We start from the raw sequence: 15431 nt of genomic DNA, 5'->3' as shown, positions 1-15431 counted from the left end.
CACCCCCCTCTGGCCTGCCGGCCATCTCCCCCTCAAGGGGGGAGATCAGCAGCGTCTGCACCGCCGCTTTCTTTTCAGCGTTAGGGATTGGCGAAGGAAGACGTGACAGCCAATCTCCCCCCTTGAGGGGGAGATGTCCGGCAGGACAGAGGGGGGTGCTCGCGCGCAAACCTGCGATCATCACGGCTCGCCCTGCCCGATCGCTTCCTTGCGCTTGGCCATGTACGCCTCCAGCGCCTCGCGCACGGCAGGATCCATCGCCGGCTCGACATAGTCTTCAAGCGCCTTCTTCCACAGCCGCGTCGCCCGCGCCGTCGTGTCGAGGCCGCCGGCCTCCTGCCATGCCTCGTAATTCTGCCAGTTGGACAGCATCGGCTGGTAGAAGGCGGTGGCATAGCGTTCCAACGTGTGCGGCTCGCCGAAGAAATGGCCACCGGTCGGCACCGCGCCCAGCGCCTCGACGGCCAGCTCCGCCTCGTCCACGACGATCGGCCGCAGAAACTCCATCATGTGCTGGATCATCTCGACATCGATGATGAGTTTCTCGAACGACGCCGTCAGCCCGCCCTCCTGCCATCCGGCGGCGTGGTAGACGAGGTTGCCGTGGCCGAGCACAGCGCCCCACAGCGCCATCAGCGTCTCATAGGCGCCTTGTGCATCGGCGGCGTTGGAGGCCGAACCCGGCGTCGTGCGGTAAGGAAGATTGTAGCGCCGCGCCAATTGCCCTGAAGCGATGTTGGCCTTGGTGTTTTCCGGCGTGCCGAAGGCCGGCGCCCCCGACTTCATGTCGACATTGGAGGTGAAGGCGCCATACATAACCGGCGCGCCGGGCCGCACCAGCTGCGTCAGCACGACGCCGAACAGCGCTTCGGCATTCTGCTGCGCCAACGCGCCGGCCAGCGTCACCGGGCTCATCGCGCCCATCAGCGTGAACGGCGTCACCGCCACCGACTGGCCGAACTCGGCCATGGTCATCAGCCCTTCGGCCATCATCTCGTCGAAGCGGCGCGGCGAGTTGACCGAGATGATGGTGGCAATGCCCGGGTCGTCGCGCATCTGGTCCAGCGTCAGCCCGCGCGCGATCGCCATCATCTCGATGCCGTCCAGCGCCCGGCCGCGCCCGATCGCCGAGACATGGAACGATTTGTCGGTCAGCGTCAGATTGGTGAAATAGGTGTCCATGTGCCTGGTGTTGGCAGGCAGCTCCACCGGCGCGCAGACCTGGTTGCCGAGCATGTGGATGCAGTTGAAATGTTGTGCCAGCCGGGTGAGATCGGCATAGTCACGCAAATTTCCGGCACGGCGGCCGCGCTCCATGTCGTGCACATTGGGCGGCCCGGCGACGAGGGTAAAATTGATCGTGTTGCCGCCGAGATGAATGGCGTTGGCCGGATTGCGCGGCGTCAGCTGGTAGCTGGACTGCGTGGTCTTCAGCGCCTCGGCGACAAGGCCCCTGTCGATGCGGACATTCGCCGTCGCATGATCGACCGTAGCGCCTGCCTTCTCGAACAACGACAGCGCCCGCGGGCTCATCACCTCGATGCCGAAATTTTCCAGAATATGCATCGACGCCTGATGGATGGCCTCGATCTGGTCGGCCGACAGCATTGCCATCGGCGGATAAGGATTGGTCACACGCCTGAGCGGCAGTTGCGGGATGGCCGAGGGGCCCCTGTTGCTGGTTCGCTCGGCGCCGCGCTTGCGTCTTGGTTCATTCATGCCTGACATCAGAGCGCCGGCATCGGAATGTGGCTGTCAGAAATCCGCCCTTCACAGGCGTGATTTTAGCCAAGGCGGCATTTTTGAATTCCAATGGCAACAAAAGCGACGGAAAAGGTCGGAATAATGATACAGGCTCTCTTCGGTTGAGCCGGGCCGGCAAGCCGTTAAGAAACGCCGCAAGATTCCCTTTATGATTTCGGCCTATTCGTCTTCCAATGCGTAGGTCGAGTTTTAGTAAAATTGTAGCGATTGGTGTGCTGCTGGCTCTGTCAGCCTGCGCGACGCCGCCAAACCATATCAACAATGTCTGTGCCGTCTTCGACCAGAATGACGGCTGGTTCGACAACTGGCAGGCGGCGGCCGAACGCGCCTCGCAAAAATATGACGTCCCGGTTCCTGTGCTGATGGCGACGGTGCGCAAGGAGTCCGGCTTCAAGAGCAACGCCAGGCCACCGCGCACCAAGCTGCTCGGCTTCATTCCGTGGAAGCACGTCTCCTCGGCCACCGGTTTCTCGCAGGCCCTCGACGGCACCTGGTCGCAATATCAGAGCGAAACCGGCAGCTGGGGGGCGCGGCGGACAAAATTTGCCGATGCCGTCGATTTCGTCGGCTGGTATCATTCCAAGACCGCCGACACGTTCGGCGTCGCCCGCAACGACACCTACAACCTCTATCTCGCCTACTATCTCGGCTGGACCGCCTATGGCCGCGGTAATCGCGGCGATGCCGGCGTCCAAGGCTATGCGCGGGCGACCGAAAAGATGGCCCGCGACTATGATGCGCAGTTACGGCAATGCGAAAACTAGCACCCTTCCCGGTTTAGTGCCGCCTTGTCGTATCTTTCGGCTTTTTAACACCGGTTTCGGAAGCCTCGTCGACTACCTTGTTGCGACGGGCTCGCATTCCAGCCTGGCCCTGCTCCACGGCATCGCCGATCTCGTCCGCTGCCGCAGTCGACGCTTTGCCACGCGGCCGTTTGGGCGCTGTTCCTGTCGAACCCGGACCGCTGGCGTGCGGTGCGTCTTCCGGGACGCCCTCATGCGCCGCGTGCTCCTTGTCGAACTTGATGACCGGCTCCATCGTCGCCAGCACATCGTCCGACAGCCAGCACAGGCTCATATGGCCGTCGCCGAGATGCTTGACCGGCGGCACCTTGGTCTCGCACAGATTATCGGGCACCAGCTTCTTGTAGCCGCACCGCGTCTGGAACGGGCAGCCGCTCGGCGGGTTCATCGCCGACGGGATGTCGCCTTCGAGCACGATGTGTTTCTTGACCACGCTGGTATCGGCGATCGGAATCGCCGACAGCAGCGCCTCTGTATAGGGATGGTAGGGCGGCGCGAAGATCTGGTCCGTCGTGCCCTGCTCGACGATGTAGCCGAGATACATGACCACGACGCGATCGGCGATGTAGCGCACGACGGACAGGTCGTGGCTGATGAACAGCATCGTCGTCTTGTTCTTGCGCTGGATGTCCATCAACAGTTCGGTCACCGCCGCCTGCACCGAGACGTCCAGTGCGGAGACCGGCTCGTCGGCCACCACCACCTTGGCGTCGCCGGCAAAGGCGCGCGCCACGCCGATGCGCTGCTTCTGGCCACCTGACAGTTGGCGCGGCTTGCGCGTCTCGAAGGCGCGCGGCAACTTCACCAGGTCGAGCAGCTCCAGCATGCGCTTGCGCCGCTCGGCAACATTGTTGCCGACATTGAATTTCTCCAGCGTGCGGATGATCTGCGAACCGACCGAGTGGCTGGGATTGAGCGTGTCGAACGGATTCTGGAACACCATCTGGATCGACGACACCGTATCGACGCTGCGCTTCTCGATGCCGATCGACTGGATCTCCTTGTTGCCGAGCGTCACGGTGCCTGAACTTGCCGTCTCCAGCCCGAGCAGCACCTTGGCCAGCGTCGACTTTCCGCAGCCGGACTCGCCGACGATGGCGACGGTCTCGGATTCGCGCGCCATGAATGAGATCGTCTCGTTGGCCTTGACGACGCGGCCCTCGCTGGAGCCGAACACTTCGCTGCCGCCGACCTTGTAGTATTTTCTGAGGTCCTCGATCTTGAGCACCGGGGCGCCAGGCACGACGCGCTCATTGACCTTCTTGGCGCCGGGCGGCAGCGCTTCCCAGTCGATCTCGTTGAAGCGCACGCAGCGCGAGAAATGGCCCTCATGGCCGGCGACTTCGATCATGGGGATTTCGGCGGCGTTGCAGACGCCCTCGACGAAATGGTGGCAGCGCGGGCCGAAGTTGCAGCCCTTGGGCCGTTCATGCGGCAGCGGCAATTGCCCCGGAATGGAGATCAGCGGCCGCGAATTCTTGTCGGCGCCCGGCAGCGGGATCGAGCGGAACAGCCCTTGCGTATAGGGATGACGCATCCGGTCGAACACGTCCTTGATCTTGCCGGTCTCGACCGCTTCGCCCGAATACATCACCGTGATGCGGTCGCAGGTCTCCAGGATCAGGCCGAGATTGTGCGACACGAAGATCATCGACGTGCCGAACTTTTCGCCCAGTCCCTTGACCAGGTCGACGATGCCGGCCTCCACCGTCACATCGAGCGCCGTCGTCGGCTCGTCGAGCAGAAGCAGCGCCGGCTTCGACAGCAGCGCCATGGCGATGACGATGCGCTGCTGCTGGCCGCCGGAGAGCTGGTGCGGATAGGAGCGCATCATGCGCTCGGGATCGGGCAGCTTCACCGCCCGCACCATGTCCAGCGCGCGGGTGTAGGCCTCTTCCTTCGACACCTTGTCGTGGATCAGCGGCACTTCCATCAATTGCTGGCCGACCTTCATCGCCGGATTGAGGCTCGCCATCGGCTCCTGGTAGATCATGGCGATCTTGTTGCCGCGAATGGCGCGCAGCTCCTCGTCGGACAGTTCGCCCATGTCCTTGCCCTGGAACTTGATCTTGCCGCCGACGATCTTTCCGATGTTGGAGAGGTCGCGCATGATGCCGAGCGAAACGGTCGACTTGCCGCAGCCGGATTCGCCGACGATGCCCATGGCTTCGCCGGGCATCACCGTGCAGGAAAAGTCCATTACGGCAGGGATCTCGCCCTTACGGGTGAAGAAAGAGATCGACAGGTTCTCGATCTCGATGATCGGCCCATTGGTCGACTTTGGGGGATTTCGAACTGCCTCATTCATGGGTCGCTCCAATCCTATTTTCATGCGCCGGGCCAAAACCCGCAGATCAGTCTTTCATCGATTGTTCGCGCAGCGAGTCGGCGAGCAGGTTTAACCCCAGCACGAACGACATCAGCGCGATCGTCGGCGGCAACGCCGGGTGGATGAAGGAGCGCAGCAGGCGGCTGGCGTCCTTGATCGCGGTGCCCCAGTCCGGGCTCTCCGGCGCCAGGCCGAGACCGAAGTACCCCAGCGTGCCGAGCAGGATCGTGGTGTAGCCGATGCGCAAGCAGGCATCGACGATCAGCGGTCCCCGCGCATTGGGCAGGATTTCCCACAGCATGATGTACCAGGGCGATTCACCGCGTGTCTGCGCCGCCGCCACATAGTCGCGTGTCTTGATGTCCATCACCAGGCCGCGCACGATACGGAACACGCCGGGGCTGGAGGCGAACACCACCGCCACGAAGATGTTGAGCTGGTTGGGATCGATGTGGATGACCTTGAACGGATCGGCATCGAAGACCAGGCCGGCATAGACCCAGCCGCCGATGACCAGCGTCAGCCCGAGCAATATGTAGAGCCGGTCCGGCCGGTTCTTGTAGCGGGTCCAGAACAGCACGGAAAAGAAGATGATCGGGAACAGGAAGAACAGCCCGGCCATCGCATAAGGGATGGGTGTGTCCATGATGCCTGGCGTCACCAGGAGGTAGAATAGCAGGATCACCGGGAAGGCCAGAACCAGGTTGGCCAGGAAGGACAGCACGGTGTCGATCCGGCCGCCGTAGTAGCCGGCGGGCAGGCCGAGCGTGATGCCGACCATCAGCGCGAACCCCGTCGCCGCCGGTGCGATGATCAGCACGATCTGGCTGCCATAGACCATGCGCGAGAAGACATCGCGGGCGAGCTTGTCGCCGCCGAAATAGTAGATGAGCTTGGATACCGGCTCGATCCCGCCCGGCAGCGCGTCCTTCATTACCGGCACCTGGGAGAGCGGATCGAAGGGCGCGACGGTCGCCGCGAAGATCGCGGTGAACAGCCAGAACAGGCAGATGCCGACACCGACAATGCCGACGCCGCTGTCGAACAGCTGGCCGTAAAGGCCAAGCCGTTTCTTGTAGGAGAAGCTCGCCCCCATCACCAAGGCAAGCCCAAGCCAGACCGGCCAGAAACGTGCAATCACGCCGAGCACAATGTTGAAGGCGCCGATATATTCGACCTGCATCTACCCAGCCCCCTATTGAACTCTGATACGCGGATTGAGGAACGCGTAGCCGACATCCGAGATAAGCTGCGTGATCAGGACGATGAACACCGAGACCAGCGAGCAGCCGAGCAGCAGGTCGATGTCGTTATTGCCGGCAGCCTCGACCAGCGTGTAGCCAAAGCCCTGATAGCGGAACATCACCTCGACGATGACGACGCCGGTGAGCAGCCAGGGGAATTGCAGCATGATGACGGTGAAGGGCGCGATCAGCGCATTGCGCAGCGCGTGCTTGACCACGACGTTGCCGAAGGAGAGGCCCTTCAGGCGGGCGGTGCGGATATATTGCTGCGTCATCACCTCGACCATCGAAGCGCGCGTCATGCGGGCGATGTAGCCAATGCCGTAGATCGCCAGCGTCATCACCGGCAGGGTGAAATTGTAGAAGGTGATGCCTTGGCTGGCCGAGGCGGCCGAACCGTTCAGCCAACCGAGCCAGGAGGCGAAGATGACGGTGAAGATGACGCCCGACACATATTCGGGCGTCGCCGTCGAAGCAATCGAGGCGACGGACAGCGTTCGATCCGTTCGCGAGCCCTCGCGCATGCCGGCCAAAATGCCGATCAGCAGCGAAATCGGCACCATCACCAGCAGCACACAGAGCATCAGAATGCCGGTGGCGCCGAGTGCGGGAAAGAGCTTTGACGCCACGGTGGTCTTGAACTTGGTCGAGCAGCCGAAATCGCCTTCCAGGACGCCGGAGAATTTCGGCTCCAGCGGGTCATTGCAGAAGGAAAACCGCTGCGCCGGCTTGCCGGTAGCCGGATCGGTCACCGGCTGCTTGGGCAGGACGCCCAGCCACTGGCCATAGCGCGCGAAGAAGTTCTGCCGGTAGCCGTGCTCGACAAGCCAGTTTTCGAGCTGCTCGGCCGACGTGTGCATTTCGGTCTGGCTGATCGCCAGCTTCTTCAAATTCGGCTCAAGATTGATCAGGAAGAAGACGATCATCGTCAGGCACAGCATCGTCAATGCCATGGTGCCGAGACGCCGGATTACGAAAGAAAGCATGGCGGTCCCCTGCCGGTCTGGTTGGGGTTGGAGCCAGCCTGGAAAACCAGCTTTGCCGTTGCCGGCAGAGTTGGCCCTCAAACCGGCCCTCGAATGCGATCAACCCTGTTTTATTGCGTGGCCCTTCCCGAGAAGTCCGCAGATCTATGCTGCGCCGACTTCCGGTTCTGGATCATGCGAGGCGTGACGGGGAAGAGGCGAAGCGCCTCTCCCCCGATCAGGTCGATCAGGCCTGTTCGAGCCAGATCTTGCCGTAATCGCGCTCGTAGGTCGGGTGCATCTTGTAGTTCTGCACCGCCTTGACCGAATGGCTGTAGAGCTTGCGCCAGTAGGGCTGAATGATGATGCCGGAATCCTGCAACGTCTGCTCGATATCCTTCATCATTTCCTTGCGCTTGGTAGCGTCGGCGACCGACAGCGCCGCGTTGAGCTTGGCATCCCACTCCGGATTCGAGTAGGCGGCCTCGTTCCAGGCTTCGCCGGTGCGGTATGCGATGGCCAGCACCTGGACGCCCAGCGGGCGCATGTTCCAGTTGGTCATCGACAGCGGGTACTTCGTCCAGTCGTTCCAGAACGTCGAACCCGGCAGCACCGTGCGCTTCACCTTGATGCCCGCGTCGCGCAGCTGCGCGGCGATGGCGTCACCGGTATTCTTGTGCCAATCCTCGTCAACCGTGATCAGCTCATGTTCGAAATCGGCCTGGCCGGCTTCGGCCATCAGCGCCTTGGCCTTAGCCGGGTCGCGGGCGATCTTCGGCAGTTCGTAATATTCCGGATGGATCGCGCAGACATGGTGGTTTTCGGCGACGGTGCCGGCATTGCCGTAACCGAGTTGGAGGACCACGGCGTTGTCGACGCCGAGCTGCAAGGCCTGACGAACCTTCTGGTTGTCATAAGGCTTGTTGTTGATGTTGGTGCGGCACACGATGGTGGCTGCGGTCACAACTTCCGACTTCACCAGATCCATGCCGTCGAGAATCGACACATAGTCGGCCGACGTTTCGAAATTGGTGTGGACTTCGCCGGCTTCGAAAGCGCTGACCATAGCCGCCGGATCGGTGCCGTAGTCGATGAATTCGATGCCATCGAGGAAGACTTCCCCGTCCCACCACTTGTTGTCTTCGCGGCGCTTGTAGACCACCTTCTGGCCGACGTCGTACGAAACCAGTTCGAACGGGCCGGTGCCGATCGGGCAGGCTTTGAAATCGCCCCCCTTCTCGTCGAAGCTCTTGTGAACGATCAGGCCGGGATAGTCGCACATATTCGGGATCAGCGCGATGTCGGGCTTGCCGAGCTTCAGCTTGACGGTCAGGTCGTCGACCTTGGTCACGGCACTCTCGTCGAGCTTGTCGTCCTTGACCAGCGTGCCGAGGCGGCCGGGCATCGAATTGCCGTCGGCCTTCTTGTCGGCCCAGCGGCGAATGTTGAAAATGACGTCTTCGGCGGTGAAGGCATCGCCGTTCGACCAGGTCACGCCCTTGCGCACATGCAGAGTGTACTCCGTGGCGTCGTCATTGACGTCCCAGCTCTCCAGCAGGTAGGGGCGGAACGTGTATTCGGTCGTGTACTTGACCAGCGGCTCCAGCGCCTGGCGCTCGGCATTGGCGATTTCCGACCAGTCGGACTTGCGCGGGTCCTTGGGATCCTTGATCCATTGGGCGACCTTGAGGATGCCGCCCTTCTTGCCTTGAACTTCTTCGGCCTTGGCTGGCGTCGGATCTACCAGGCCGAGCATGCCGTAGGCCATCGCCGTGGACGCGCCGAAGACGCTGGCCATGGCGAGGAATTCGCGGCGATCGACCTTGCCTGCCTTGGCTTCTTCGGCCATGGCCAGGATGTGATCCGGAACGCGATCGCCATTACTCTTATAAATTGTCATGACTTAACTCCCATTGTTGGCTTTCCGCCTTTTAACATTCCGCATCCAGGCCGCGATGTCAAAGCGGCATGGAGTGGGAACATGTTAGCGAATGTGCAACTTTGAAAAGGGAGCGGTTCGCGCGATAGCGACAGTCTTGACGCAAATTTGCTACTGCGCCCAGATTCCGCCAAAATCTGCTTAGGCGATCAAATTGATATATTTTGGCGGGTCAAGACAGCGCCAGTTCCGGGCTCCGGCAAGGGCCAGAGGCTAGAGCACGATCCCGAAAAGTCGAATCCGGTTTCTCGGACAAACGGGAAACCGTTTTGTCCGGAGATCATGCTCAAACAAAAGACTGGAGCCCCATCCCGATTCCATCGGGATGGAACAGGCTCTAGTATTCCTTTTCGTAGAAAATGCCGCCCTTGGCCTCGCCGCCATCATTGGCCTCGCCACGCAGCTTGACGCCGCGCCCGACATTGAGGTCGATCGTCGCCTTGCCTGATCCCGGCTTGTCGCCTTTCTGGATCGTCACATAGGTGCGGTCGTTGAGGTATTTGCCGGCTGACACGGCTGTGCCGCCCTGATCGTCCGTGGTCACATCCAGATCGTCGACGCCGATAGCGCTGCGCAGGTTTTCAAGCAGCGAGGTCGAGCCGCCGACACCGGCCAGTTGCCCGGCGGCCTCGGCCAGCTGGGCGATCTGCAACGGCGACAGGTTCGACATCGAACGGCCGAAGATCAATTGTGCCAGCACCTCGTCCTCCGGCAGCGCCGGCACCGAGGAGAAGGTGAATTTCGGATTGGTCGCCTCGCCCGACACCACGATGGTGACGGTGGTGCTGGTCGTCGTCGATGTCGCGGTCAAATTGAGGTAGGGCACCAGCGAGCCGGAAAAGCCGACCGTGCCTTCGGTGAAAGTCAGACGCTTGCCGAGGATCGACAGCCGCCCGCGCTTCAGGGTGAAGGTGCCGACCGCTTGCGGCGACGACGCCGGGCCGGTCAGCCTCAGCGAACCGCCGAGCTCGGCATCGACGCCCCTGCCCTGGATGAAGATCTGGTTCGGCGCATTGACCGTGACGTCGAGATTGAGGCCGCTGCCGCCACCACCACCGGCGGCGGCCGGGCGTAAGGCCTTGTCCTGCGCCCGCACGCTGGCGGGCGCGTTCTTGTGCTTGACGCCGAGCGCCGTCAGCGAACCCGGCAGTTTCTCCGGAACGGTGATGACGGTCTTGGCGAGGTTGACGGTGCCCGAAATCACCGGCGCGGAGGTGAGCGGCCCCTTGACGGTCAGGTCGCCGCCGAGATTGGCGGTCACCACCCGCCCGTCGGTATAGCGGCCGTCGACCAGCTTGATCGACAGATCGGCCGGGAACCCTTGTGCGGGGTTGATGCCGACCGTGCCTGAGGCCGAAAGGCTGCCGCGTGTCGACAGCGTGCCGGTCAGGCGGTTGATCCGGGCGACGCCGTTGCCGATCGAAACGTCGGCGGCGATGTCGTTGACGGCAAGGCCTGAGCGCGCGTCGACCAGGCGAGCGCCCGACGTGCTGACCGTGCCGCCGATCACCGGCGACGTCGCCGGGCCGCGCACCTGGACATTGACGTTGGCTGTGCCGCTGAGCGACAGGCCTTGCGCGGCAAGCTTGGCGGCGAGGAAGGAAAACGGCACCTTGCCGTTGAAGTCGAGCACCAGCGCCGGCGTACCCGCTGTGGTGACGCTGCCGCCGCCCTTGAGACCGAGGCCTGCGCCGTCACTGATATCGGCGTTGAAGGTGAGTTTCTTACCGGCGAAGGTTCCCGACGAAGAGATATTCATGCCGCCGAGGCCGGCGCCGCGCGTCTGCGAAGTCTGCACACCGCCGGCGTCGATGTTGAAGGCAACCGCCGGATTGGCCGGCGCGCCGGTCACCTTCACGGTTCCCGAAATCGAGCCGGCGGCATCGAGGCCGGGCGAAAAACTGTTGGCCAGCGAGGCCGGCACCTTGGCCAGTGCCGCATTGATGTCGAGCGCCTGGCCGACCTTGCCGGTCACCGTCGCCGTGCCGCCGCCGAGATTGAGTACCAGCCTGTCCAACGTCGTCGTGCCATTGGCAATGCTGACGGTCGAGGCCTGGGCGATAGCAGCCTTGATGCCCTGCACCGTGGCCTGGCCGGAAGCGAGTTCGATAGTGGTCGTGCCGCCAGCCACCTTCACCCGGCCCGCGGCCTTCGCCGGAATGCCCTTGACGGTGGCGCCGCCGGAAAAGCCGGTCCAATCGCCGTCGCGCTTCAGGTCGACGTCGATGCCACTGATGGCGGTGCCGCCGGAGATGACGCTGTCGGCGCGGATTTTGCCGGAGATCACCGGCGCGGCCAGATAGTTGGCGACCAGCGCATCGATCGACACCGTCTTTGCCTGCAGGTCGCCGCGCGTGATCGAAGCCGTCGAAGCCTTGACGGCGACGTTGGGACCGTCCGCGGTCTTGGAGAAGGCGATGGTGCCGCGCACGTCGCCTTCGGCCTTTTCCAGCGCCAGCGCTGCCAGCGGCCCGATATCGGGCAGGTCGAGCGCGATGGTGCCGACCGGCACGAAAGCCTCGTCGAGCGCGAGATCGCCGGAAATCCTGTTCTTGCCGAGCGACAGCAACAGACCGTTGATGGCGCTTTTGCCGTTCGCCGTGGCCAGCACCGCACTTCCCTGCAGCGCCTGCCCCGCGACATTGCCGGTCAATTGCACATTGGCAGCCGGACTGGCGGCATCGGCCTTTCCGGTGGCGGTCAACTTCAGCCCGGTGATTTCGCGTTCCGCCACCAGCAGCCGGTCGCTGTTGACCTTCAGCGACAAGTCCGGCGCCATCATCGGCCCTTGCGCGTCGAGCGCGAAGGCAATGGCACCCTTGGCGTCCTTCGACAGCAGTGAGATGTCTGACAGCGCGCCCTTGATGTCGGCGCTGAGCTTGTTGTCGGCAAGGCTGGCCTGGCCGTCGGCGGTCAGCGCGCCCGACACCAGCTTGACCGGATTGGCGCTGACATTGCCTTGTGTATCGCGCTTGAGTGCAGCGCTGAGCTGCGTCCGCTCGGCCAGCACGCCGCGCGCCGCTGCCGGTAACGCCGCCGACAGCGCATCGGCGTTGAGGTTGAGGTCGATGGCACCGTCGGCGAACGAGACGCGGCCATTGAAGGCTGCGCCCAGTGCATCGCCCTGTACCGAGCCACCGTCGATTGTGATCGCATCGGCTGCCAGGCTGCCGGCGACCTTGGCGGTGATCTTGCCGGCAATGAGTGGCGCAATAGTCAGGTTGTCGAGACCGATCTTTTCCGCCGTCACCGTGCCCGAGATCGGGCCGGTGCGGCTTTTGACATCGAACGCATCGGAGTGCAGCGCCAGCGCGACGCCCTCGACCTTTGTAAAGTTCGTCGCCACCGATGGCAGCACCGCTGAAATGTCGAGCTTCGCTTGCGCAGCCTGCCCTGCCGCCTTCACCGACAGCGCCTGCAATTCGAGCTTGATCGGGCTTTCGGTGCTGCCGAGCGTCAACGGCAGGCTCGGGCCGGACGACGTCAGGTCGAGCGTGAAATCGCTGGCGCCGTTCGGATTGATGGTGCCGGCCGCCTTGCCGGAGATTTTTTCGCCCGAAAGCATCGCCTGATTAATGACAACGCCACCAGCCATCGAATAGCTGCCGGCCGCGTCGAGATCGAGCGGCCCGAGCCCGGCCTGGCGGGTCTGGCTGGTCTCGGCGCCGGCCAGCTTTGCATTGAAGCGGATGCCGGGATTTGCCGATGGCCCGGTGATTTGCGCCGTGCCGTCGAGCGTGCCCGCGGCATCGAGGCCGGGCGAAAAATCATTGGCAAGCGCCGCCGGCAAGGCGGAGAAAATTGCCGCCAGATCAAGCGTCTGCCCTGCCGTGCCGGAGAGCGTCACCGAGCCGCCGCCGAGGTCGACCACCAACCTTTGAATGGTGGTGACGCCATCGGCGATCATCAGGCTGGACGACTCGGTGATCGCCGCCTTGATACCGCGCACCGTCGCTTCGCCGGAAGCGATCTCGACGCTGGTCGTGCCGCCGGCGATCTTCGCCCGCCCCGCGGCCGTCGCCGGGATGCCTGATATGGTCGCGCCGCCGGTAAAGTTGGTCCAGTCGCCGTCGCGCTTGAGGTCGACACCGATGCCGCTGACCACCGTCGTTCCCGAGGTCACGCTGTCGGCCTTGATCGTGCCGGAGATCGCCGGGCTGTTGAGGTAATTGGCGATCAGCGCGCTGACGGTGATTGCCTTGGCAGCCACATCGCCGCGCGCAATCGACACGCTGGCCGCATTGATGGTGACGGTGGGCGCCTCGCCGTCTTTTGCGAAAACGACGGTGCCGCCGATATCGCCGGCCACCGTCTGCCCGGCCAGCGAGGCCAGCGGCGCGATATCCGGCGCGGCGATCGTCAGCGTGCCCAGCGGCAGGAAATGATCGTCCAGCGCGAGATCGCCGGACACCTTGTTGTCGCCGAGCGCCACGCTGAGCCCGTTGATGGAACGCTTGCCGTTGCTGGTCACCAGCGCTGCCTTGATGGCGAGCGACTGGTCGTCAACCGAGCCGGTCAGCGAGACCTCGGCGGCCGGGCTCACAATGTCGGCCTTGCCCGAGGCGGTCAGCTTGATGTCCTTCACCGTACGCCCCGACGCCGTCAGGCTGGGGCTCTCGGCGGAAACAGAGAAATCCGGCGCATTGCGCGCACCGCTTGCCGTCAGCGCGAAATCGACGCCGCCGGCGACCGGCACGCCGACCAGCGGCGACAGCACCGAGACGTCGCCGAGTTTGCCCTTGATATCGGCCTGGATGTCGCTGCCTTGCGCGCTGGCGGTGCCGCTGGCGCTGAGCGAGCCGGAGGTGAGTTCGATCGAATTGGCGGCAAAGGAGCCCTGCGGATCGCGCGTCGCGGTCGCCGAGAATTTGACCCGTTCGCCGAGCAGCGAACTGATCTGCGGCGGCAGTGCCGTCGACACCGCATCGGCATTCATCTTCAGCGTCATGGCAAGGTCGGCCAGCGAGACCTTGGCCGTCAGCCCGGCATTGAGCGCATCGCTGCGCAGCGTGCCTTCGTCGAGCGATATCTCATCCTTGCTGACCGTACCGGCAAGAGAGGCCGTCAGCTTGCCGGTGATCAGCGGCGCCAGTGTCGCCACGTCGGTCTTCAGGCCGGCTGCCGCCAGCGACACGCTGACCGGTCCGCTGCGGTTCTCGATGTCGAACCCGTCTGAATGTATCCGCGCATCGAGATTGTTCACCTGGGAGCCGCCCGCCACCACCGAGACGAGCGAAGCGCCGGCATCGATCATCGGCGCCTTGCCATCACCAAACGCGCGGGCGGTGACATTGTTGATGGCCACCATGATCGGCTGCGCGGCGTTGCCGACATTGATCACCACGGGCTCGGCTTTGGCCGCTAGTTCCATCGACAGGTCGCTGGCGCCTTTCGGGTCGACCATTCCGGCGGCGGTGCCGTGCACGGCGTCGCTCTCGATTGCGGCGCGCTCGATGTCGACGCCGCCGGCCGCCGTCGCGGTGCCGGCGAGGTCGAAACTGGTCTTGCCGGCAAACAGCGACTTGAAGCGTTCCGGTAGAAAACCTTCGAACGAACCGTCGCCCTTGGCCTCTATCCGGTTGCCCTTGTCGGTGAGCTGATGACGGCCGGTGAGCTGGGTGACGATCTGGCCGTCGACCATGAAAGTGCCGACGCCGCTCCAGTTGGCCAGCGGCCCGGTACCCGAGACAACGATGTTGACCGGCGGCGCGCCCGGCAGCTTGAGCAGGTTGGCGATGATACCATCCGCCGGTTCGGCTGCCTTGAGATCGAGATCGAGCTTGTTGTCGGCGGGCGCGAAGTGGATGTTGGCGTCGACATTGCCCTGCTTGCCGTCATGGCGGGTGACGTTGAGCACCGTCTCGATTGCCAGCGGCGACGCATCGACCTTGACCGATCCTTTGGCGGCGAGTTCGGCAATGCCGCTGCCGGCAAGTTGTTGGCCAAGCGCAATCTGCGGCAGATCGATCGCTTTGATGTCGAGCGAAACCGGCAGGCCGGTCGACCCGCTCTTGCTCGGCTCGGTGCTCGCCACCGGCAACCGCGCCAACTCGATGCGCTCGGCCGCGATCCGGTCGGCGCTGAAATTCTTCGACAGCAGCGCCAGCGGCGACCAGTCGACGGCCACTTTTCGCGCCACCAGCCAGGCGCCGTTGCGGTCTTCCAGCACGACATGGTCCACCGTCAGCGCGCCGGACCAGATGCCGTCAATGCCGCTGACCGTGACCTTGCTGTCAGCTGATGAGGCCATAGACGAGATGATGCCGGCGAGGTTTTGCCGGCCGCGCTCGGTCTTGGTCAGCACGATGAGCGCACCGATGCCTGCGGCCAGCGCGATCAGCAGCGTGTAGAAAAACAGGCGAAGGATGCGTTTGAATATTTTCATCG

General features: G+C 63.5%; 7 protein-coding genes. 1 reads left to right on the top strand and 6 read right to left on the bottom strand.

Features of this window, described 5'->3' with window-relative positions; all coding sequences use genetic code 11:
- Window positions 1–180 precede the first annotated feature (180 nt).
- Window positions 181–1719, bottom strand: a complete 1539-nt coding sequence (locus tag AC1D1B_RS20100) for a trimethylamine methyltransferase family protein (RefSeq protein ID WP_477334186.1) — start codon at window positions 1717–1719, stop codon at window positions 181–183.
- A 218-nt stretch (window positions 1720–1937) separates the two neighbouring features.
- Between AC1D1B_RS20100 and AC1D1B_RS20095 the strand changes: the two genes are divergently transcribed.
- Complete coding sequence (locus tag AC1D1B_RS20095) at window positions 1938–2528, top strand: transglycosylase SLT domain-containing protein (RefSeq protein ID WP_477334185.1); 591 nt, start codon at window positions 1938–1940, stop codon at window positions 2526–2528.
- A 13-nt stretch (window positions 2529–2541) separates the two neighbouring features.
- On the opposite strand, the gene AC1D1B_RS20090 is transcribed toward AC1D1B_RS20095, so the two are convergent.
- From AC1D1B_RS20090 to AC1D1B_RS20070, 5 genes are all read right to left on the bottom strand, one after another.
- Window positions 2542–4875 carry a dipeptide ABC transporter ATP-binding protein gene (locus tag AC1D1B_RS20090; RefSeq protein WP_477334184.1) on the bottom strand — a complete coding sequence of 778 codons (2334 nt, stop codon included), beginning with the start codon at window positions 4873–4875 and terminating at the stop codon, window positions 2542–2544.
- Window positions 4876–4921: 46 nt separating this feature from the next.
- Window positions 4922–6079, bottom strand: a complete 1158-nt coding sequence (locus AC1D1B_RS20085) for an ABC transporter permease (RefSeq protein ID WP_477334183.1) — start codon at window positions 6077–6079, stop codon at window positions 4922–4924.
- A 12-nt stretch (window positions 6080–6091) separates the two neighbouring features.
- Entirely contained in the window at window positions 6092–7126 is a 1035-nt protein-coding gene (locus tag AC1D1B_RS20080; protein ID WP_477334182.1) for an ABC transporter permease, read from the bottom strand.
- A gap of 226 nt (window positions 7127–7352) precedes the next feature.
- Window positions 7353–9005: an ABC transporter substrate-binding protein gene (locus AC1D1B_RS20075; protein ID WP_477334181.1), complete on the bottom strand. Its 1653-nt coding sequence runs from the start codon at window positions 9003–9005 to the stop codon at window positions 7353–7355.
- Window positions 9006–9381: 376 nt separating this feature from the next.
- Window positions 9382–15429, bottom strand: a complete 6048-nt coding sequence (locus tag AC1D1B_RS20070; RefSeq protein WP_477334180.1) for a translocation/assembly module TamB domain-containing protein — start codon at window positions 15427–15429, stop codon at window positions 9382–9384.
- Window positions 15430–15431 lie beyond the last annotated feature (2 nt).

The organism is Mesorhizobium sp. P2_C5_2 (assembly GCF_056404535.1).
Note: the sequence above shows the minus strand (reverse complement) of the source record. Positions and strands in the feature narration are given on the sequence as shown.